The 20,448-nt window shown below is 67.0% G+C and carries 16 protein-coding genes; 2 read left to right on the top strand and 14 right to left on the bottom strand.

Annotated features, from left to right (window positions below):
* Window positions 1–5: 5 nt before the first annotated feature.
* The 7 genes from fdxH to ACAD63_RS25295 all read right to left on the bottom strand — a co-directional run bounded on the left by fdxH (window position 6) and on the right by ACAD63_RS25295 (window position 8,949).
* Complete coding sequence (fdxH, locus tag ACAD63_RS25325) at window positions 6–896, bottom strand: formate dehydrogenase subunit beta (RefSeq protein ID WP_135702923.1); 891 nt, start codon at window positions 894–896, stop codon at window positions 6–8.
* Window positions 893–3,982 (bottom strand): formate dehydrogenase-N subunit alpha, encoded by a 3,090-nt coding sequence (gene fdnG, locus ACAD63_RS25320; protein WP_434034529.1) that lies wholly within the window; start codon window positions 3,980–3,982, stop codon window positions 893–895. The genes fdxH and fdnG overlap by 4 nt, the downstream gene beginning before the upstream one ends.
* Before the next feature lie 329 nt (window positions 3,983–4,311).
* A complete protein-coding gene (locus tag ACAD63_RS25315; protein WP_434034528.1) occupies window positions 4,312–5,232 on the bottom strand; it encodes an SMP-30/gluconolactonase/LRE family protein in 921 nt (306 codons plus the stop codon).
* A gap of 42 nt (window positions 5,233–5,274) precedes the next feature.
* The gene (locus tag ACAD63_RS25310) at window positions 5,275–6,255 is read right to left on the bottom strand and encodes a Bug family tripartite tricarboxylate transporter substrate binding protein (protein WP_434034527.1); all 981 of its coding nucleotides are present in this window, start codon (window positions 6,253–6,255) and stop codon (window positions 5,275–5,277) included.
* 43 nt (window positions 6,256–6,298) lie between these two features.
* A complete protein-coding gene (locus ACAD63_RS25305; protein WP_135702927.1) occupies window positions 6,299–7,243 on the bottom strand; it encodes an NAD(P)-dependent oxidoreductase in 945 nt (314 codons plus the stop codon).
* The gene (locus ACAD63_RS25300; RefSeq protein ID WP_135702928.1) at window positions 7,243–7,926 is read right to left on the bottom strand and encodes an RraA family protein; all 684 of its coding nucleotides are present in this window, start codon (window positions 7,924–7,926) and stop codon (window positions 7,243–7,245) included. Before ACAD63_RS25300 ends, ACAD63_RS25305 begins: the two co-directional genes overlap by 1 nt.
* A gap of 45 nt (window positions 7,927–7,971) precedes the next feature.
* The gene (locus tag ACAD63_RS25295; protein WP_135702929.1) at window positions 7,972–8,949 is read right to left on the bottom strand and encodes a Bug family tripartite tricarboxylate transporter substrate binding protein; all 978 of its coding nucleotides are present in this window, start codon (window positions 8,947–8,949) and stop codon (window positions 7,972–7,974) included.
* A 108-nt stretch (window positions 8,950–9,057) separates the two neighbouring features.
* On the opposite strand from ACAD63_RS25295, the gene ACAD63_RS25290 reads away from it, so the two are divergent.
* Window positions 9,058–9,828 (top strand): IclR family transcriptional regulator, encoded by a 771-nt coding sequence (locus tag ACAD63_RS25290; protein WP_133094370.1) that lies wholly within the window; start codon window positions 9,058–9,060, stop codon window positions 9,826–9,828.
* A 166-nt stretch (window positions 9,829–9,994) separates the two neighbouring features.
* On the opposite strand, the gene yddG is transcribed toward ACAD63_RS25290, so the two are convergent.
* The 7 genes from yddG to ACAD63_RS25255 all read right to left on the bottom strand — a co-directional run bounded on the left by yddG (window position 9,995) and on the right by ACAD63_RS25255 (window position 19,256).
* Window positions 9,995–10,939, bottom strand: a complete 945-nt coding sequence (gene yddG / locus ACAD63_RS25285) for an aromatic amino acid DMT transporter YddG (RefSeq protein WP_135703955.1) — start codon at window positions 10,937–10,939, stop codon at window positions 9,995–9,997.
* 389 nt (window positions 10,940–11,328) lie between these two features.
* Window positions 11,329–12,330 (bottom strand): tripartite tricarboxylate transporter substrate binding protein, encoded by a 1,002-nt coding sequence (locus ACAD63_RS25280; protein WP_434034526.1) that lies wholly within the window; start codon window positions 12,328–12,330, stop codon window positions 11,329–11,331.
* 2 nt (window positions 12,331–12,332) lie between these two features.
* Window positions 12,333–13,691 carry a DUF1254 domain-containing protein gene (locus ACAD63_RS25275; RefSeq protein WP_135702932.1) on the bottom strand — a complete coding sequence of 453 codons (1,359 nt, stop codon included), beginning with the start codon at window positions 13,689–13,691 and terminating at the stop codon, window positions 12,333–12,335.
* 13 nt (window positions 13,692–13,704) lie between these two features.
* A complete protein-coding gene (locus ACAD63_RS25270; protein WP_195427108.1) occupies window positions 13,705–15,036 on the bottom strand; it encodes a DUF1254 domain-containing protein in 1,332 nt (443 codons plus the stop codon).
* A 47-nt stretch (window positions 15,037–15,083) separates the two neighbouring features.
* The gene (locus tag ACAD63_RS25265; protein WP_434034525.1) at window positions 15,084–16,139 is read right to left on the bottom strand and encodes a Bug family tripartite tricarboxylate transporter substrate binding protein; all 1,056 of its coding nucleotides are present in this window, start codon (window positions 16,137–16,139) and stop codon (window positions 15,084–15,086) included.
* A 92-nt stretch (window positions 16,140–16,231) separates the two neighbouring features.
* Window positions 16,232–18,397: an acetate--CoA ligase family protein gene (locus tag ACAD63_RS25260; protein WP_434034524.1), complete on the bottom strand. Its 2,166-nt coding sequence runs from the start codon at window positions 18,395–18,397 to the stop codon at window positions 16,232–16,234.
* A 52-nt stretch (window positions 18,398–18,449) separates the two neighbouring features.
* A complete protein-coding gene (locus ACAD63_RS25255; protein ID WP_133094364.1) occupies window positions 18,450–19,256 on the bottom strand; it encodes an IclR family transcriptional regulator in 807 nt (268 codons plus the stop codon).
* A 162-nt stretch (window positions 19,257–19,418) separates the two neighbouring features.
* On the opposite strand from ACAD63_RS25255, the gene ACAD63_RS25250 reads away from it, so the two are divergent.
* Window positions 19,419–20,417, top strand: a complete 999-nt coding sequence (locus ACAD63_RS25250; RefSeq protein ID WP_434034523.1) for a Bug family tripartite tricarboxylate transporter substrate binding protein — start codon at window positions 19,419–19,421, stop codon at window positions 20,415–20,417.
* Window positions 20,418–20,448 lie beyond the last annotated feature (31 nt).

Raw genomic sequence — 20,448 nt, 5'->3', positions numbered from 1 at the left:
TCCGCCTATGCTGCGCCATCATCCGGGCCATGGTGCCCATCCGATTCGGTGGTGTTGGGGCCGACCGCCATGAAATGCGCCGCCATGCCCACGACCGCCGCCGCGCCAACGACGGCCGCGCCAGGTTGCAGGCCATCCTTCCAGCCCGAAACGACCGTGCTGATCTTCGGGTCCTTCGGCAAGCCCGCGTAGCGCTTGGGGTCATCGGCATGCTGCAGCACGTACATCACGTGGGTGCCGCCGACCCCCGCCGGGTCATACAGTCCCGCCTTGGCAAAGCCGCGCTCGTTCAATTCGGCCACGCGCTCGGCCGCGAGGGACTGCATCTCTGCCTTCGAGCCGAAGCTGATGGCGCCGGTCGGGCAGGTCTTGACGCACGCAGGCTCCTGCCCGACCGAGACGCGGTCCGAGCACAGCGTGCACTTGTAGGCCTTGTTGTCCTTCTTGGAAATGCGCGGCACGTCGAAGGGGCAGCCGGCCACGCAATAGCCGCAGCCGATGCACAGGTCGGACTGGAAGTCGACGATGCCGTTCGCATACTGCACGATGGCGCCGGGCACCGGGCAGGCCTTCAGGCAGCCGGGGTCCTCGCAATGCATGCAGCCGTCCTTGCGGATCAGCCATTCCAGCTTCCCCGCCTGGTCCTCATGCTCGGTAAAGCGCATCAGGGTCCAGGTGTCGGGCGACAGATCGCGCGGGTTGTCGTAGACGCCGACATTCTCCTGCACCTCGCCGCGCAGGTCGTTCCATTCGCTGCAGGCGACCTGGCACGCCTTGCAGCCGATGCAGGTCGATACGTCGATCAGCTTGGCCACTTGCATCTGATGGTCACGGATCCGAGGGGCCGGTGTCAGCTCCGACGAGGCCGAGCGACGGATGATGTTCTGCGAGTTCATGCCTGTGCTCCCGCCATCTTTTCAATGTTTACGAGGAATGCCTTGAATTCCGGAGTCTGTGAATTGGCATCGCCAACGCCAGGCGCAAGCGTGTTGGCGAGATAGCCCTTGCGCGTCGCTCCCTCGAAGCCCCAATGGCACGGGATGCCGATCTGCTCGACCGCCTGCCCGGCCACCTGGAGCGTGCGCATGCGCTTGGTCACCACCGCCTTGGCAGTGATGTAGCCGCGTTTGGTCGTAATCTTCACCGTGTCGCCATGGGCGATGCCCTTGTCCGCGGCCAGCTTCTCGCCGATCTCGACGAACTGCTCGGGCTGGAGCATGGCGTTCAGATGCGAGTGCTTGGTCCAGTGGCGGAACAATTCCGTGATCGAATAGGTCGTGGCGACATAGGGAAACTCGGTGCGGTTGCCCATGCGCTGCGCATCGTTCTGGAAGATGCGTGCGGTCGGATTGTGGGTGACCTTTGCGTGCAGCGGGTTCTTCCCGATCGGGCTCTCGACCGGCTCGTAATGCTCGGGGAAAGGGCCGTCGATCATGCCTCCGGCCGAGAACAGGCGCCCCACGCCTTCGGGCAGCATGATGAAAGGTCCGATCGGTGAGCCGGGTGCCGCGGTGAGCGGAAAGTCGGGCACGTCGGCACCCACCCATGTCTCGCCGTTCCAATGCAGGATCTGGCGCTTGGGGTCCCAGGGGTTCCCCATCTCGTCCATCGAGGCGCGGTTGTAGAGAATGCGGCGGTTCGCGGGCCAGGACCAGGCCCAGCCCGGCGTGTTGCCGAGACCGGTGTCGGTGTTGTCGCGCCTGGCCATCTGGTTGCCGGCCTCGGTCCAGGAGCCGGTGAAGATCCAGCAGTAGCTCGAGGTGGTGCCGTCGTCGCGCAGTTGCGCGAACGAATCCAGCAACTGGCCCTTGCGCAGGATCTTTTTCCCGGTCTCGTCGAATACATCCGCCAGCGCGTAGCCGTTGGCTTCCTTGGCCATTTCCTCGGGATGGGGGCTGCAGGGATCGTGATAGGTCTCCTCGTCCCAGGTCATGTGCAACACCTGTTCGGGGCAGGCGCCGCCCTCTTTTTCGTAAAGCCGCCGCAGCTCCATCATGATGCCGCCAAGGATGGCCGGATCATGCCGCGCCTCGCCCGGCGGCTGCTGGCCCGCGTAGTGCCATTGCAGCCAGCGGCCCGAATTCACGACGGTCCCGTCTTCCTCGGCAAAGCAGCTCGACGGCAGCCTGAAGACCTCGGTCATGATCTCCTCGGTCCTGACGTCGTTGAACTTGCCTTCGTTGCGCCAGAAGTTGGAGGTCTCGGTCACCAGCGGGTCGATGACCACCAGGAACTTCAGCTTCGACAGCGCGGCCGAGGACTTGTTCTTGTCAGGCATTGCCGCCAGCGGATTGAACCCCTGGACCACGTAGCCGTTGACCTTGCCCTCGTACATCAGGTCGAAATAGGCCAGCATGTCGTAGCTGCGGTCCCATTTCGGCAGCAGGTCAAAGGCCCAGTCGTTTGCCGCCGTGGCATGTTTGCCGAACAGGTTTTTCTGCAGCGAGACGAAAAACTTCGGCAGGTTTTTCCAGTAGTTCACCTGGTCGGGCAACATCGCTTTCGGCGTGGCATCGGCCAGGAACTGCCTGAGCGTCTGCTGCCTGTCGGCGGGCAGGTCCATGTAGCCCGGCAGCCGCAGCGACAGCAGGCCCAGGTCGGTATAGCCCTGGATGTTGGAATGGCCGCGCAGCGCATTCACGCCGCCGCCGGACATGCCGACATTGCCCAGCAGCAGCTGGATCATCGCCGCGCCGCGGATGATCTGCGCGCCGCCGGTGTGGTGCGTCCAGCCGAGCGCGTAAAGCCAGGTGAGCGTCTTGTCCTTCGCCGAGCACGAGCCGACGATCTCGGCGATCTGCAGGAAATCGGCCTTCCTGACGCCGGTAATCTCCTCGACCTTCTCCGGCGTGTAGCGTGAGACGTGCCGCTTCAGCAGGTTCAGCACACAGCGCGGATGGCGCATCGAGGGATCGCGTTTCGCGTTTCCCCGTGCGTCGAGCTCATAGGTCCAGGAGGCTTTGTCGTAGACGAGCTTTTCGGGATTGAAGCCCGAGAACAGCCCTTCGTCGAAGCCGAAATCCTCGCGCACGATCAGCGGCGCGTTGGTGTAGGCGCGCACGTAGTCATGCTGGATCTTGTCGTTCTGCAGAAGCCAGTTGACCATGCCCATCAGGAAGGCCGTGTCCGACCCCGCCCGGATCGGCGAGAAGATATCGGCAACCGAGGCCGTGCGGTTGAAGCGCGGATCGATGACGATGACCTTGGCCTTGTTTTTGATCTTGGCCTCGATCACCCATTTGAAGCCGACCGGGTGGGCCTCGGCCGGGTTGCCGCCCATGACCATGACGACATTGGCATTCTTGATGTCCACCCAGTGGTTCGTCATCGCGCCGCGGCCGAAGGACGGCCCCAGCGCCGAAACCGTTGGCCCGTGGCACAGGCGCGCCTGGCAGTCCAGCGCCAGCATGCCGAGTGAGCGGGCGAACTTGAAGTCGAGCACCCCCGTTTCGTTGGAGGCCGCCGACGAGGCGAGCATGCCCGAGCTCAGCCAGCGGTTCACCAGCTGGCCCTTCTCGTTGCGCGCGATGAAGTTCTTGTCGCGGTCGTCCTTCAGCAGCCGGGCGATGCGCCTGGTCGCTTCGTCCCAGCTGATGCGCACCCACTCCTTCGACCCCGGCGCGCGGTATTCCGGATACAGCAGCCGGTTCTTTGAATGGACAATGTCCAGCAGCCCCGCGCCCTTGGGGCAGAGCGAGCCACGGCTGACCGGATGATCGGGATCCCCCTCGATGTGGAAGATGCGGGGTTTCGCATTCTTTGCGCCGTCACCGAGCGAATACATCAGCAGGCCGCACCCGACCGAGCAATAGGTGCAATTGTTGCGTGTCTCCTTCGCACGCAGCAGCTTGTAGGGGCGCACGCCGGCGGGGGCCTGCGCCCAGGCCGTACACATGCCCAGGGCCGAGGCCGTGACGGCAACGGGGCCTGCGCCGAGAATCTTGAGGAACCGCCGGCGTCCGATACTGGTGGTGCTTGTCATGTCTCCTCGCCTTGCCGGGCTTGCTGACGTGTCCGCCGAAGCCTCTGTGCTTATTGTTCCGCGGCTGATGCAAGAGACATCTTGAGCTGACTCGTCGCCTTGGCCGCAATGCTGATCGCAAGGCAGTGGGCATGCGCACAGCGACCCGGAGAATCGTGCGGCAGGACCAACGCCTTTCGCCCAAAGATATCCGTCCGCTCACTTAAGGTAAATTCAGCGATTCTTTGCCGGTCTATAAGAGATTGCTTAAGTAGCGCGGCGGCTACCTCATCAACCCGGCGCGTGCCAGGCCGGTCGACCGTGACGCCGCGGTCCGCTCGCTCAGGTGCTCACCCGGCCAGGTGCCGGTGCCTCACGCCGGGAACCGACATGCCAATCTGCAGAATCTCGCCGGCAGTTGAATCGGTCACGTAAAGCGTGCTTGCATCGGGTCCGCCGAAGGCGACGTTGGTCAGCGAATGGCCAGCAGTGCCACGGATCACCTCGACCGGCTCGGCACGATGATTGAGCACCCAGACATAGGCAAGGCCGGGATTGGCAACAAGGAGGCGGCCATCGACATCCATGGCGAGGCCGTCCGGCCCGCTGGGACCATATGACGTAAAGAACTGCCCGGCCTTGGATACGCTGCCGTCCTCCTGCAAGGGCATGCGCCAGACGCAGTTGCCCCGTGTGACGGCAACGAACAGGAAGCGCTCGTCCGGTGACAGCACGATGCCGTTCGGACTCGGCACGTTGGAAAGCAGCAGTTCGAGGCGCCCTTCGCCAGTCAGCCGATACACGCGGCCGCTAGGGTCATGCAGCCCCGTTTGCCCCTGGTCCGTGAAATAGATGTTTCCCTGAGAGTCCAGCGTCAAGTCGTTGACGCCCTTGAAGCTTTCGGTATTCCGGCGCGGCAGGTACGGCCGGACGGTACCCGTTCGCACGTCAACCTCCATCAGCCCGTTGCGGTAGTCCGTGACAAGCAAGGACCCGGCATTCAGGAATTTCATCCCGTTGGGCTCGCCGTCCCATTCGGCAACCAGGTCCCAATCGCCCTTCTGGTCGATCCTGAAGATCCGGCCATTGGGAATATCGGTGACGTACAGGTTGCCGGCATAGTCGAAGACGGGGCCTTCTAGGAAGGAATCGCTTTCGCGCCCTCCCTGGTTCGCCCTGGACCATTCGGTTCGCCGCGGGTGGCGATAGCGGGCAGGCAGGCTGGAGAACGACGACGCTTCACGTATGACCGGCGAATTCAGTAGAAACATGTCTCGACACCTGTTGATCGTCCTGTTGCAGCGGCGCGCCCATTACTGCTTCTGAAACCCCGTCCCGCGTGCAACCTTCCCCCAGAAGGCGGTCCTGCTGGCCACTTCGGTCCTGAACGTGCCGGCATCCCAATAGCCCGGCTCGGCACCGATACTCTCAGCATAGGCCTGCATGTCCGCCGTTGCCATCGCCTTGGACACCTCGTTCTGGATTCGCTCCAGCACGTCGGCGGGCGTGCCCTTGGGCGCCCACAAGCCGGTGAAATTGGTGACACCGTAGCCCTTGACACCGGCCTCGGCAAAGGTGGGCACGCTGGCCAGCGCGGGCAGGCGTTTCGTGCCGCTGACGGCCAGCACCGCCAGCTTGTTACCCTTGACCTGTCCGATCACGCCCGGAATAGAAGCCATCTGGAAGTCGACGGTACCGCTCAGCAACGCGATGGTTGCTTCGCCGGCGCCTTTGAATGGCACATGCATGAAGTGCGTTCCCGCGGCGAGGCCCAAGGCTTCGCTGGCGAAATGCGGAGTCGAGCCCGGCCCGCCCGACCCGTAGGAAACCTTGTCGTCGGACTTCGCCGCGGCAATCAGGTCGGCCAGCGTCTTGTACTTGCCGTCAGCCTTGACCACCACGCCCATCGGGGCGAACACGTATGCCGCGACAGGTTGCAGGTCCTTTGCGGCATCGAAAGGAAGCGACTTGAAGATGTGAGGCAACAGCGCGTAGGTCGTATCGTTGGCGAGCAGCGTGTAGCCATCCGGCGCGGCGCGCGCAACCTGGGCCGAGCCGATCGTTCCGGTCGCGCCTGCCTTGTTTTCGACATAGAAGCTCTGGCCCGTCTGCTCGGTGAGCCGCTGTGCCATCTTGCGGGTGACGGCGTCCACGGCGCCGCCAGGCGGGTAAGGAACGACGATCTTGACCGGCTTGGCTGGCCACCCCTGGGCTTGCGCCGCCGTCGACATGGCGGCAAGCGCGGCAAGTGCCAGCGCCCGGAGCAGCGCAGCTCCGATGTTCATCTGTTTCATGCTGTCTCCATCTTGCGAACGTTCTTGTCAGGGAGTACTGCGACTAGTGCGGTCCAAGCGCCGGCTCGGCCAGCCTGCGCAGGACCGCCAGGGTATTGTTCGCCGCTGCGACACCCATATTGACGTAGGCCGCGCTGGTCACGCCACCGATATGCGGACTGAGCACGAAGCCCGGCTCTCCCTGGAAGGCATGCGGCACCTGCATCGGCTCGCGCGCAAAGCTGTCCAGGCCGGCAGCGGCGACGTGGCCCGAGCGGACGGCTTCGAGCAGCGCCGCTTCGTCGATCAACCCGCCGCGCGCAGTGTTGATCAGGATCACGCCACGCTTGCACTGTGCCAGTGTGCCGGCATTGACCATTTCCCTGTTCTCGGCCGTCAACGGGCATTGCAGCGAGATGACATCCGATCGTCTCCAGATCTCTTCCAGCAGCACGGCTTCGATATGGTCCGGCAAGTCCGTGGCAAACGGGTCGAAGCCGATCACGCGCATGCCGATGGCGTCGCACATTCTGGCGAACCGCCGCCCGATCGCGCCCAGGCCAATCAGGCCGATGGTCAGGCCATTCAGCTCCAGGCTCTTGTGCGTGGCTTTGTCCCAGTGGCCGGCATGCATGCGCGCGTCCAGTTGCACCACCGACTTGGCGCACGCAAGCATCAGCGCCAGCGCGTGTTCTGCAACGGCCGCGGCATTGGCCCCGGCAGCGGCGGTCACCTTGATGCCGCGCGCCTCGGCAGCGGCCTTGTCGATGGTGTCGGTTCCGGTGCCGTGCTTCGAGATCACCCGCAAGGCGGGGGCCGCGTCCATGACTTCGGCCGTCACGGCGCCATAGCGCACGATGATGCCGACAGGATTGTGCTTCGTTGCCAGCGCGACGAGGTCGGCGGTCTGGGGTGTCCTGCCGGCGAAAACGACCTGATAGTCGCCCAGCAGCGCCAGGGCTTCCGGTGCCAGGTCCGCACCCGTGACGATAATGACTGGCCGGTTCATCACAATGCTTCTCCCTCTTTCAGGACGCCGGCGGTCACCAGCGATGCCAGCAGCCACGGCGCGGTGGTATTGCCCTCCTTTATCTGTTCGATGCGCCTGGCCTCCGCCTCTTCCTTCTTCGCCGCGGCGTCGAGCAGGGCCTCGATCTTCTCGCGCTCCACCACGACCAGGCCATCGGCATCGCCGCAGATATAGTCGCCCGGGTTCACCGTCACGCCCCCGACGGAAATCGGGTGTCCGATGCGGCCGCCGACTTCCTTGGTCGGACCATTGGGATTCGTGCCCACCGAGAAGACCGGGAACTGCATGTCGTCCAGCTCGAGGCTGTCCCGCACGGCGCCATCGAGGACCACACCCGCCAGGCCGCGCTGGCGGGCGGCATGCATCATGATGGTTCCCATCAGCGCCGAGGTCTGGTCGCCCTTGCCGTCCACAACCAGCACGTCGCCGGGCTGCGCAAGCGCCAGGGCTGCGTGGATCATCAGGTTGTCGCCCGGACGGACTTCGACAGTGAATGCCGGACCGGCGACTTTCATGGTCGGGCGCAGGGCCTTGATCCGGCCGTGCAGGGCGCCGCGGCGTCCGCCGACATCCGACAGGATTGCGGGCTGGAACCTGGCGGCGCGCGCGATGATGTCAGCGGGTACGCGATCGAACGATTTGATGATGTTGGGCAAAGCCATGACGAACTCCAGCGAAATTTGAGAAATGGTTGGATACGGTGCCGCTCAATCCAGCTTTGTGCCGGAGGCTTTGATGACCGCCGCCCAGCGTCCGATGTCCTGCTTGATCAGCGCGGTGAATGCTTCGGGTGTGCCGCCGAGCACCGATGCCCCTTGTTCGTTCAGCTTGCTGGCGAGTGCCGGGGATTTGAGCGCCTTGTTGAACTCGGTATTCAGGCGCATCACGATTTCCTTCGGTGTCGCGGCAGGCGCGACGAAGCCGAACCAGGTCGCCGTCTCGAAGCCGGGATAGCCCGACTCGGCAACGGTCGGCACCTGGGGCAGGTCTTGCAGGCGCTTCGATGAGGTCACCGCGAGCGGCCGCAGCTTGTTGTTCTTGATATGCCCGAGCAGCGTCGGCACGGACGCCATGTACAGGTCGACTTGCCCGCCCATCAGGTCATTGACCGCCTGTGCCGCGCCCTTGTACGGCACATGGGTGAACTTCACTTTCGCGGTGCCTTGCAGTTGCTCGCCACCGAGGTGCGCCACCGTGCCATTGCCCGGCGAAGCAAAATTCAGCGACCCGGGCTTTGCCCTGGCGGACTGGATTGCGTCCTTCATCGTCTTGTACGGCGAGTTGACGTGCGTCACCAGCACCAGCGGCGCGGACGCGACCAGGCTGATCGGCGCAAGGTCCTTCAGCGGGTCGTACGGCAGCCGCTCGTACAGCGAGGGATTGATGGCAAGGTTGCTGGTCTGCCCCAGGGCAATGGTGTAGCCATCGGCAGGCGCCTTGGCTGCCGCGTCCACGCCGAGGTTGCCGCCGGACCCCGGCTTGTTCTCCACGACAAAGACCCAGCCGGTCGACCTGGCGACGGTAGTGGTCACTTCCCGCGCGATGATGTCGGTGCCGCCGCCGGCGGGAAACGGGACGATGACCCTGATGGGCTTGCTCGGATACTGCGGCGCGGCATGAGCCGTGGCGGATGCCAACAGGATGCCTGCAATGGCCAGGAGGCCGCGACGGGATATTGCCTTCATTGGTGTCTCCGAATCTGGTTTCGTTGTGAGGCTTCGTTGTGATTGGATTGTGGTCGACCGTTTCACGTCATACAATGCCGTTTCATACCGTGCACCGCATTTCGCGTCATGAACCGGAAAAGTGATACACAGGTCGCCTCAACCGGCGATGAGGGGCCGAGCGCCGTGATTGCGGTGACGCGCGCGTTACGCGTGCTGGAAGCCTTCGGGGTCAATGACCCGCACCTGTCGCTGGCCGAACTGAGCCGGCGCACCGGCATCCACAAGACCACCGTGCTGCGGCTGGCCCGGACGCTGGCGGCGGACAACTACCTGGTGCAGAAGGAAGACGGCAACTGGCGGCTGGGGCGCGCCGCGGGATGGCTGGGCGCGTGCTACCAGGCAACGTTCAATGTGCAGGAAGTGGTGGAGCCGGTCCTGCGGGAACTGACGATCCGGACCGGCGAAAGCGCTTCGTTCTACATCCGCGAGGGTCAGCAGCGCACCTGCCTGCTCCGGGTCGAAGGGCCGCAGGCCATCCGCCATCACGTCAGGATCGGCGCGGCACTGCCGCTGGACAGCGGCTCGCCCGGCCGGGTCATATTGGCGTTCTCGGGAGAGCCGGGCGAGCCCTATGAAATGATCCGGCGCCGCGGATTCCACCTGTCGCTCGGCGAGCGCGAACCCGAGGTCTCCAGCGTCTCCGCGCCGGTGTTCGGATTGCACTGGCGCCTGCTGGGCTCGATGTGCATTTCGGGACCGACTTCCCGGCTCAGCGAAGCGCGGTTGCTCGAGCTGGCGCAGACCGTGGTCGACGCCGCGAACAAGCTGTCGTATGCGATGGCAGGCAGCCAGCGGCCCGCCATGCAGCTGGAAAAGCCGTCGACCTGGCATCCCTGACGCGCAGGACCCGACGGATTACCGGCTCAGAAGAAGTGCCGGATCCCGGTGCGCAGCAGCAGCTGGTTCCGGTTCGAGGAGACCCCGTACAAGGTCACCGAGCCCTGCGCGAATGCCGGCGCCTCAACACGCACAACAATATTCTTGTCCTGTTATTGAATGGATTTCACTGCCCGTGGGCGCGCTCGTGCGCTGCGCCCGGTTCCGGCGAAGCCGGTGCCCTGGCACGTTGCCCGCGCGTAGCGAGCCAACACAGGATGGAGCCGGCGCAGACCATGGATGCGCCCTTCCAGAATGCGATCGACAGCGGCGTGCGCAACAGCATGGCCGCCAGCGCGGCGGAAAGGACCGGGATGAAATAGGAGGCGCCGGCAAGTACCGTGACATTGCCGTGCAGGATGCCGACGTTCCAGGCAGCGTAGCCAAACCCCATCGCGGAGGCTGCCAGCGCCAGGTACAGGATGGCCTCATAGCTGAACACCATTGCCCCGCCGTCGCCGGTGAAGTACTTGATCCACAGCGCCAGCGCCGTCAGCATGAAGAACAGCGTGACGCCATTCTTGCCGCCGGCGATGCGGCTGGTCACGGTGCAATAGGCCGCCCAGATCATGGCGCCCGCAAAGGCCAGCCCGTAGCTGAGCGGGTTGTCCTGGATATTTGCCGCCATCCCGGCGAAGTCCAGTCCCTGGTCGCCGCCAAGCACCCGGCAAATGCCAAGGACGGCAATCGCAAATCCGGGAACGACCAGCAGGTTCGATTTCTGGCCGTTGAATGCAATGGCGCACAACATGGTAAAGCTCGGCCACAGGTAGTTGACCATGCCGACCTCGATGGCCTGCCTGCCGCTGTTGGCATAGCCAATGGACAGGGACAGGCACAGCTCATAGGAAACGAACAGGAGGCTTCCCCAGATGAGGTAGCGCCGGGGAAATTCACCTGGCTTGACGAAGCCGACAGTCAGCCAGAGCAAGGCCGAGGCAACGGAATACATCATGGCCGCGCCGCCGGTTGCGCCAAGGCTTTCGCTGACGCCACGAATCAGGCCGACGATCGAACTCCATAACAGGATCGCGATCAGCCCGATGAGTGTTGCCTGACGCTTGCTTCGGATGACACCTGCTTGCATTGAACGGATGACCTCATGAGGGACGATGGGAGGAAAAAATGCGGGAGCGGACTCCGGCGAGTCGCGCATGATACGTGTGTTGCGGCGCGACCGGGCATCGCGCGAGCGCCATGCCCGGTCCCGGACGGGACCCGGGGCATGGCTCGCCATGTCACTCAGCTGTGGCCCGACCGGTCCGATACGTCGATCCAGATGGGGCCAGCGCGATGGCTTCGTCCACGCTCTGGAAAGTCGTGACCGAAAGGACCGAAATGGGCTTCGCTGACCAGCGCACCGATCCGATGGTCCGGATCGGGGCGATTACCCATCTTCCACTCGCGCATCTGGACGCAACAGGCTCGCCACATGCACGCCCGCATGTGGCGTGCATGCCGCTACTCCAGCACCACGCCATTGGCCTTGATCACCGCGGCCCACTTGCGCACTTCCGCATCGATGAACCGCGCAAATCCGGCACTGTCGCCCGGCTCGGGCTGCAATCCCAGCGCCGCCAGCTTGCTGCGCATATCCGCGTCGGACAGCACCGCGCTGGCATCCTGGTTGAGCTGGCGCACGATCGCCGCGGGCGTCCCGGCTGGCGCCATCAGGCCGAACCAGCCGTAGCCGGTCACGCCGGGACAGCCCTGCTCGACTAACGTGGGCGCATCGGGATAGACCGGCGTGCGCTGCTCCGACGCAACCGCCAGCACCCGCAGCTTGCCCGCCTTGATAAACGGCAGCGCCGTCGTGATGGCGGTCAGCGTGGCATCCACCCGGCCGGCCAGCAGCTCGGTGTAGGCGGTGGCATCGCCGCGGTAGTGCACGTTCAGCACCTTGAACTTCGCCTGTGCGCCGAACAGTTCCGCCGTCAGGTGCGGCCCCGACCCGGCGCCGGGCGAGGCAAAGGTCACGCCGTCCGCTTTCGCGCGCGCCAGCTTGACGAAATCCGCGACCGAGCGCGCCGGCGAATCCGCCTTGACGATCAGGAACACCGGGCCGAGCACGCGCGGCCCGACCGCGACGAAATCCTTGTGGATGTCGTATTGCTGCGGCAGCCCGGCCGCCGTATTGATGGCAAACGGCGCGGCGGCCCACAGCAGCGTGTAGCCGTCGGGGGCGGCGCGCGCCAGCGTTTCGTTGGCGACCCGGGTGCCGGCGCCCGGCTTGTTCTCGACCACGAACTGCTGGCCATACTTGCGGCTCAGCGCTTCGGCCAGCAGCCGCGCCGAGGTGTCATTGGACCCGCCGGGGCCATACGGCGAGATCAGCCGCACGGTGCCCGCCGGATACGCCTGCGCCAGCGCGGACAGCGGCGCCAGCGCGGGCGCCGCGCCCAGCAGCATCACGTCGCGCATGCGTGCCAGCAGGTCCCTGCGCGATATCTTGTCAGCAGTCATCGTCATGCCTCCACGGCCTGGATCCCCGGATACGAAAAGGTCTTGCCAAGGTGCGCCGCGCCCGGCACGTACAGCCGCAGCGCCACGTAGAAGGGCCCTGCCGGCGCCGGCAGCCAGTTGCCGTGGCGCGCCGCGTCGCGTGGGGCCGCGGCGCCCAGGTGCAGGCGCAGGCTGCCGTCCGGCTCGTAGCGCAGGCTCGGCGAGCGGTCGCCCAGCGAATAGCGGGCGATCGGGTTCTCCACCAGCATGCAGTCGCCCTTGTCGTACATGGTCAGCGACCAGAACGCGCCCACCTGCGGCAGCTGGCCGGCGGGGAACGCCAGCTCGTGCGGCTCGTTCCCGTCGAGCGGGCGGCCGTGCGCATCGCAATCGGCGATGATGTACATGGCCTCTTCCATGCCGAGCGCGCCGATGTAGTTGCGCGCCACCTGCGCGCGCTCGGCATAGCGCGTGCCGAACGACGCGCCGATCTCGACCGGCAGGTTCCAGCCGCCGCCCAGCGCGGAAGGCATCGGCCGGGCCAGTTCGGCCAGCACCTGCTCCATGGCAGCGGCCAGCAGCGCCACCTGCGTTTCCTTCAGCGGCACGCCCTCGCTCGCGGCACCGAGGCCGAGCGCGGCGAAGGCCTGCACTGTCGCCGCCTCGTCTGCTGGCGGCGGGTTCTCGCGCAGCGCGCGGTTCACCACGTCGGCATAGCGCCGCACCTGCTGCGGCGACGCGCCGAGGTGTTCGTTGGGCTGCATGCCGACATCGTACGCGCGCACCGCGTCGCCGCCGTCCGGCAGCGTCAGCCGGAAGCGGTCCTGCAGCGCATGCACCGCGGGCAGGTCGTCCGGGCCGTCCACCAGCAGCCGGCCCAGCAGCCACACCGCATCGGTCGGACAGGCGATGGCGGTGGCGCCAGCCGGGGCTTCGCCCTGCCAGCCGGGACCGTGCAGCAGGAAGCGCCCGGCCTGCGTGCCGGTGGTGCGACTGCCGATGTAGGCGAACGGGTTGGTATAGAAATCGAGCAGCCCTAGCACGTAGTAGCGGCCGGCGCTGTCCGGCACCTCCAGCAGCAGCGGTCCCTGCGACAGGTCGAGCCAGGCGTTGCTGTACAGCGTGTCGTTGTTGGGCGTGACCACCTGCCGGTGCTGCGGCCCGAGCAGCTGGCGCGTGTGGAAGAACTGGTTGACCCAGCGCAGCGTGCCGTCGGGGCGCGCGTCGGCAAAGGCGCCTTCACGGCGGCGGCGCGGGCAGGTGGCGGCGCGCATGCGCGCCATTTCGTAGAGCGGCAGCGTGTACAGCACTGCCTCGCGGGCCAGCGCGGGCAGTCGGGAACCGGCGAAAGAATCGGCGGATGAATCGGCGGATTTTGTCATGGAATCTCGCTCCTCAGGCAACCCGGCGCACCGGCGGAATGCGGTACTCGCCCGCGATAAAGGCCGGCGCGGGATGGTACAGGCGCAGGATCAGGTAGAACGGGCCCGCGGGAGCGGGCAGCCAGTTGTCGGCCTGTTCGGCCTGTTCCGGCCGCCGGTGCGAGATCGGGATGACCAGGCTGCCGTCGGGCTCCATGCGCAAGCCGGGCGTGCGGTCTCCCACGGCGTAGCGGCCGATCTCGTTGGCGCTGAAGAAGCGGTCCTCACCGTACAGCGAGACCGACCAGAACGCCTGCGCCGGCGGCAGCATGCCGGGCGGGAAGCTCAGTTCGTATGCCTGCGCCCCATGCAGGGGCTCGCTGTCGGCATCGAAATCGGCCATCGCGTAGATGGCTTCGTCGGCGCGCAACGCGCCCAGGCCCTTCATCGCGGTGCAGGCGCGCTGCAGCCAGTCGTCGCCATAGACGCCGAGCTTCAGGCTGTAGCCCCAGCTCTTGCGGCCCTGGCTGCGCGTATGCGCCTCGATCAGCTGCATGGCCTGGCGATACGCGTTCTCCAGGCCGGCGCGGACTTCCGCGCGCAATGCCGTGACGTCGACCTCGCCCTCCAGCTTCAGGCCGGCCTTGCGCAGCAGCGTGAACGCGCCCAGCTCGCGCTCGGCGGGCGGGTACTCGCGCAACGCATTGAACAGGTTCTGGAAGAAATCGAGCGCCTCGTTGCCGGTATCGCGCCAGTCGCGCACGCATTGCGGCATGGGCTTGCCCGGCGCCTCGAGCGCGAAGCCGCTTTCGAATGCATGGGCCGCGGCCAGGTCGTCAGGACCCTGCACCAGCACGCGCCCCAGCAGCCATACCAGCGAGGTCGGACAGGCCACGACATGCTCGCCTTCAGCGTGCTGGCCGGGGCCGACCAGCGTCACCGTGCCGCCTTCGGCCGGCACGGTGCGCGGGCCCAGGTTCTCGAAGTTGTTGGTCCAGGCATCGAGCAGCTCCACCACGTAGTAGCGGTCGCGCTGTTGGTCGCACTTCGGCAGCGGCGGCACGCGCAGCGTGACCGCCCCGTCGGCCAGGTTGGCCCAGCCGCAGAAATACAGCAGGTCATTGGCGGGCGTGACGACGTCGCGGTCTTCATGCGTCCACTGGCGCTCGCTCGCCGACAGCGTGTTGACCGGGGCGCGGCCATAGCCGGTGGCCTCGCTGACTGCGGTCTGCAGCTTGCAGGTACGGATCGTTTCGACCAGCGGATAGCCGTAGATCGCCAGCGGTATGGCGGCGGCGGCGACCAGCGCTTCCTGGCTGGAGCTGTAGACGGGTGCGGAGAAGAACTGTGGCGCGGGATGGTTCATGCAGGGCTCCGGGAAAAATAGGCGGAAATTGTGGGAACGCGTGCGGCTCATTCCTGTGCCGCGCCGCTCGACTTGACCAGCGCGGCCCAGGCTGGCACATCGCTGCGCATCTGCGCGGCAAAGGCGCTGCGCGGCTGGGGGCTGTAGCGCATGCCGAACGCGTCGGCCTGCGCCTTGATGGCGGGATCGCGCATGACGGCGACGGTGGCGCGCTCAAGCTTGTCGACGATCTCGGCCGGCGTGCGCGCGGGGGCGAACAGCGCGAACCAGCTGTCCACGCCGAACGCCACGCCGGCCTCGGTAAAGGTCGGCACGTCGGGCAGCGCCGGCGAACGCTCGGAGCCGGTAACCGCCAGCGCCCTCACCTTGCCGCTGCGGATCAGCGGCAGCGTGCCGGCAAGGTCGGACATGGCCACGGGCAGCGTGCCGCCCATCACGTCGGTCAGCATCGGGCTGACGCCCTTATAGGGAATGTGGCGCAGGCGGATGCCGCCCAGCACGTTGAGGCTTTCGCCGGCGAGATGGCCGCCGGAGCCGTTGCCCCACGAGCCGTAGGTCAGGTCGGCACCGGGGCGCCTGGCCGCGGCGATCAGCGCGGGCAGGTCGCGGCCGGTAAAGCCGGGGCCGGCGATCAGCACGTTGCCGCCGTAGAAGAGCCGGCTGACGGGCACGAAGTCGCGCAGCGGGTTGTAGGGCAGTTTCGGGAAAATGGCTGGTGCGATCGCATGCGTGGCGGAGATGCCAAGCACCAGCGTGTAGCCGTCCGGCGCGGCGCGCGCGACCTGTGCGGAGCCGATGGTGCCGGTGGCGCCGGCTACGTTCTCCACCACCACGGTCTTGCCGAGTTCCTTCGACAGGCCCGCCGCCAGCAGCCGGCCGACCACATCGGTGCCGCCGCCCGGCGGGAACGGCACTACCAGCCGGATCGGCTTGTCGGGATAGGTGCCGGGATTGGGGCCGGGATTGGGGCCGGGATTGGGGCCGGGATTGGGGCCGGCGTGCGCGGGGGATACCACCCCGCAGAGCGCCACGGCGAGCGCGCCGAGTGCGCCCAGCGCGCGCAGCGCGATGCGCCGCGCCGGCAAGTGCTTGTGCCTTTGCATGCTTGTCTCCAGTCTTGATTGAGGTACTGCGTCTGGCCGCGGGGCGGCGCCCGTCTGTGCGGGCATCCTGTCCACCGCGTTGCGCGCCGTCGCTATGAATCAGTACGACGGTCCGGGCGAAGCGTGACCACCGCGTCGGCGGCGACCAGCCCCTGCGCGGTGACGATGAACGGATTGATCTCGAGCGTGTCCAGGCGCTCGCCCAGACCGGCTGCCAGTTGCGACACCGTGGCCAGCACCTGCGCGGCGGCATCGAGATCCACGTCGGGGTTGCCGCGATGTCCTTCGCACAGCGCGGCGGCACGGCTGGCGCGCAGCATCGCGCGCGCCTGTGCGCGCGACAGCGGCGCCAGCCCGCAGGCGGTCTGGCGGAAGATCTCGACCGCGGTGCCGCCGATGCCGGCCAGCGCCACCAGCCCGAACACCGGGTCGCGCCGCACGCCGACCATCACCTCGCCCCAGCCGCGCACCATGCGCGCCACCAGCACGCCTTCGAACGGCACCGGCGCGCCGCTCCCGGTGCGCGCCAGGGCGACCGCTTGCGCCATTCGGGCGAAGGCTTCGCGCACCGCCTGCGCATCGGCCAGGCCGAGGGCCACGCCGCCGACATCGCTCTTGTGCAGGATCTCGCGCGAGCACAGCTTGACCACCACGGGATAGCCGAGGCCCTCGGCAATGCACACCGCCTCGTCCGCATCGCGCGCAAGCCCGTGCGGGGCCACCGGCACGCCAGCGTCGGCGAGCAAAGCCATGGCCTCGTACTCGGACAGCGCCGTGGTTTCGGGCGGCAGGCCGCGCAGTCGCGCTTCGCGCCGCGGCCCGGTCCCGGACAAGGTATCCCGTGCGGATTCCAGCGCCGCCGCCTGCGCCAGCGTGGCGACGGCTTCCACTGCATGACCCGGCTCGCGGAACACCAGGCACCCGCGCGCTTCCAGCCATGCGCGCTTGTCGTCGTCGACAATGCCGGCCAGCAGCAGCGGAGCGGCATTTGTGTCTTCGCTCAACGCACCGATGGTCTGCTGCAGCTCCGGCCACAGCCGCGGCGCATTGGCACCGCCGGCCAGGAAGGCCGCCACGCAGCCATAGGCGCCGCTGCGCGCGACGCCCGCGAGGGCATCCATGAACACGCGCGGCTGCGCCACCACCTGCCCCGTGACGTCGATGGGGTTCGCAGTGCTGGCGAACGGGATCGCGGTGCGCAGCGCCTCGGCCGCAAGGTCCGGCATCGGCGGCAGCGGCAAACCCAGCTGCTCGGCGCGATCGGCCATCATGATGCCGACGCCGCCCGACACGGTGACGATCGCCAGCGGCGTGGCGGCAGCGGCGCCGCTCCCTTCCGGGCGTTGCCAGGTCGCCGGCCGCCGGCCGCGCGACAGCACATAGCCGAGCCGGAAGAATTCTTCCAGCGTATGGGCCCGGTGCACGCCGTAGGCATCGAACACCGCCTGGTACACCGCATCCTCGCCGGTCAGGCTGGCCGTGTGCGACTGCGCCGAGCGCGCGCCGGCCGCCGTGGTGCCGACCTTGGTAACCACCACCGGCTTGCCCGCCGCGCGCGCCGCGGCCAGCGCCTGGCGCAGGCGCGCGCCGTCGCGGCAGCCTTCGATGTAGGCGAGGATCACGCGGGTGTTGGGGTCGTTGGCAAGCCATGCGATCACGTCCGCCACCTGCAGCCCGGCCTCGTTGCCGGTGGTGACCCAGTGGCTCAGGCCCAGCCCCGCCTCGCGCGCCAGCGCATAGGCGTAGGCACCGAAGGCACCGCTCTGGCTGACCAGCCCGACTTCGCCGACCGGCGGCACGCCGCTGAGCGGGATCGGCGAGAAGGTGGCGAACATGCGCTCGCGCAGGTTCATCGCGCCCAGGCAGTTGGGGCCCAGCAGCGTCACGCCCGCATCGCGCGCGCTGCGGGCCAGCAGGTCCTGCATGCGCACGCCGCCCTCGCCGGCTTCGGCGAAGCCGGAAGTGAAGACCACCGCCGCGCGCGTGCCGTTGCCGGCCAGCTGCGCCATCACGTCCTGGCTGGCGCTGGCCGGCACCGCCACGATCGCCAGGTCGACCGGCTCGCCGATGTCCGCCAGCGAGCCATAGGCGCGCAGGCCCTGCACTTCGGCGGCGGACGGGTTGACCGGATAGACGCGCCCCCCATAGCCCAGTTCGCGCAGCAGCCGGATCGGCATGCCGCCCACCTTGTCCGGCTGGGTGGAAGCACCGACCACCGCGATCGAACGCGGGTACAGCAGGGAATTCAGGTCAACCATGTGGCAGTCTCCGGGTCTTGTTTTATGGATGGTTTCAGTCGGGCCTGGCCGGCTACTGCCGCAGGCCGGTGGCGGCCTCGATGGAGCGGACCATCTCCATCAACAGCGGCGCCACCTTCTTTTCCATCATCCCGCGCTTCACCTGCGAGCCGGGCACGGCGCAGTTGAACAGCAGCGGGCGGTTCAGGTATCGGATGCGCGAATAGACGCCCACGCCGTACACGCCGATGCCGGCATCGCCCTCGTTGAGCGCGAAGCCGCGCTTGGGGTAGTGCGCCACGTTGTGGCACAGCGTGTCGTAGAACGCCGCGTATTCCTCGGGCCGCTCCTCGCGGGCGGCCACCATCAGGCTTTCGAACTCCGCCTTCGACAAGGTGCACAGGTAAGCCCGGCCCATGGCCGTGCTCAGCACCGAGCGCACGGCGCCGGTTCCCGGCCGCGCCGGGGTGCCCTCGTTGTGGGTACAGGACTGCAGGTAGGTAACGTCGAGCCGGTGCGCCACGCCCATCGACGCAGCGCCCTCGATGCGGTCGGCCAGCGCCTGCATCAGCGGACGGGCCACGTGGCGCACCTGCAGCCCGGCCAGGTACGGATAGCCCAGCGCCAGCACCTGGGCGCTGACGAAGTACTTGTCGAGCTTGGGATCCCAGTCGAGGTAGCCCAGCTCGAACAGCGTGCGGCAGATGCGCGAGACGGTGGCGCGCGGCAGCTGCAGCCGCTGCGCCAGCTCGCCGTTGCCGAGCGGGCGCGGCTCGTCGATAAAGCAACGCAGCAGGGCAAAGCCCTTGGCCAGCAGGCCGCCGAAGGACGGGTCCTCGCGGCGGCGTTCGGCAATGAATTGTTCGACCGGCAGGTTCATGGCGTTTTCCTCTTTACCCAGTCTGGGACAGCGCGTGATCGAGTGTCAAAAAGCGGAATCAATTTCCACATATTGGAAATATAGGCCATCGTGTTGACCCCTCCGGCGTGCCGCCCATAAGGTTCTCCGGCATCGGACACAGATTCGAAAAGGAGACAAGACATGAAAAACCGCACCTTTTCACGCCGCCGGCGTGTCGTGCTGATCACCGCCGCGGCCTTGTGCCTGCTGCCGTCTGGCGCAGGCGCCGAAGATGCTTACCCGACCAAGCCCGTGCGGCTGGTGGTGGCGTACCCGGCAGGCGGCCTGACCGACACGCTGGCGCGCGCGCTGGCCGATGGTCTCGGCAAGCGGCTCGGCCAGACCATCGTGGTCGAGAACAAGGGCGGCGCGGGCGGCATTATCGGCACCGACCAGGCGGCCAAGGCGGCGCCCGACGGCTACACCCTGCTGCTGACCATTCCCAGCCCGATCACCGCCAACCTGGCGCTGTACAAGAAACTGCCCTACGACCCGCGCACCGACCTGCGCCCGATTTCCGACATCGCCACCGCGCGCACCGTGCTGGCGGTCAATGCCACCGTGCCCGTCAAGACCGTGGCCGAACTGATCGACTTTGCAAAGAAGGAGCCCGGCAAGCTGCGCATGGGTTCGTGGGGACCGGGCACCCAGCCGCATACCATCCAGACCTACATGGCCAGGAAGTATGGTGTCGACATCCTGCACGTGCCCTACCGCGGCGAGGGACCGATGGTGACCGACCTGCTGGCGGGCCAGGTCAACGTCACGGTGGGCTCGGTCACCGCGCTGCAGCAGCACTTTGCCGGCGGCAAGCTGCGGCCGATCGCCGTGACCGGACCGCGCCGCGCCAGGTCGCTGCCCGACGTGCCCACCTTTGCCGAGGCCGGCTATCCCGACGACGCCTACCGGCTGACCGGGCCGATCACGCTGATGGCCCCGGCCAAAACACCCCAGCCCATCATCGACCGCCTGGGGCGCGAGGTCAGCGCGCTGGTGAAAAGCCCGGCGTTTTCGAAGCGGATCGAGGACATGGGCGCCGAGCCCATCGGCAACACGCCGTCCGAGGCGGCCAGCGCCTACACCGCCTACCTGCCGGTGGTGCTGAAGCTGACCGCCGACACCGGGGTCACGCTGGACTGACGCCGCCCCCGGAGCGCCAGCCATGCGCCTT

Origin of the sequence: Cupriavidus sp. a3 (assembly GCF_051015765.1) — a bacterium.
In the GTDB taxonomy this organism is placed as follows: Bacteria; Pseudomonadota; Gammaproteobacteria; order Burkholderiales; family Burkholderiaceae; genus Cupriavidus; species Cupriavidus oxalaticus_A.
The sequence above is the reverse complement of the archived record's forward strand: the minus strand, read 5'-3'. Positions and strand labels throughout refer to the sequence as shown.

Bases quoted from the DNA above. Each gene is read 5' to 3' on its own strand.
- fdxH (WP_135702923.1), bottom strand. From the start codon at position 896: ATGAACTCGCAGAACATCATCCGTCGCTCGGCCTCGTCGGAGCTGACA.
- fdnG (WP_434034529.1), bottom strand. From the start codon at position 3,982: ATGACAAGCACCACCAGTATCGGACGCCGGCGGTTCCTCAAGATTCTC.
- ACAD63_RS25315 (WP_434034528.1), bottom strand. From the start codon at position 5,232: ATGTTTCTACTGAATTCGCCGGTCATACGTGAAGCGTCGTCGTTCTCC.
- ACAD63_RS25310 (WP_434034527.1), bottom strand. From the start codon at position 6,255: ATGAAACAGATGAACATCGGAGCTGCGCTGCTCCGGGCGCTGGCACTT.
- ACAD63_RS25305 (WP_135702927.1), bottom strand. From the start codon at position 7,243: ATGAACCGGCCAGTCATTATCGTCACGGGTGCGGACCTGGCACCGGAA.
- ACAD63_RS25300 (WP_135702928.1), bottom strand. From the start codon at position 7,926: ATGGCTTTGCCCAACATCATCAAATCGTTCGATCGCGTACCCGCTGAC.
- ACAD63_RS25295 (WP_135702929.1), bottom strand. From the start codon at position 8,949: ATGAAGGCAATATCCCGTCGCGGCCTCCTGGCCATTGCAGGCATCCTG.
- ACAD63_RS25290 (WP_133094370.1), top strand. From the start codon at position 9,058: ATGAACCGGAAAAGTGATACACAGGTCGCCTCAACCGGCGATGAGGGG.
- ACAD63_RS25280 (WP_434034526.1), bottom strand. From the start codon at position 12,330: ATGACTGCTGACAAGATATCGCGCAGGGACCTGCTGGCACGCATGCGC.
- ACAD63_RS25275 (WP_135702932.1), bottom strand. From the start codon at position 13,691: ATGACAAAATCCGCCGATTCATCCGCCGATTCTTTCGCCGGTTCCCGA.
- ACAD63_RS25270 (WP_195427108.1), bottom strand. From the start codon at position 15,036: ATGAACCATCCCGCGCCACAGTTCTTCTCCGCACCCGTCTACAGCTCC.
- ACAD63_RS25265 (WP_434034525.1), bottom strand. From the start codon at position 16,139: ATGCAAAGGCACAAGCACTTGCCGGCGCGGCGCATCGCGCTGCGCGCG.
- ACAD63_RS25260 (WP_434034524.1), bottom strand. From the start codon at position 18,397: ATGGTTGACCTGAATTCCCTGCTGTACCCGCGTTCGATCGCGGTGGTC.
- ACAD63_RS25255 (WP_133094364.1), bottom strand. From the start codon at position 19,256: ATGAACCTGCCGGTCGAACAATTCATTGCCGAACGCCGCCGCGAGGAC.
- ACAD63_RS25250 (WP_434034523.1), top strand. From the start codon at position 19,419: ATGAAAAACCGCACCTTTTCACGCCGCCGGCGTGTCGTGCTGATCACC.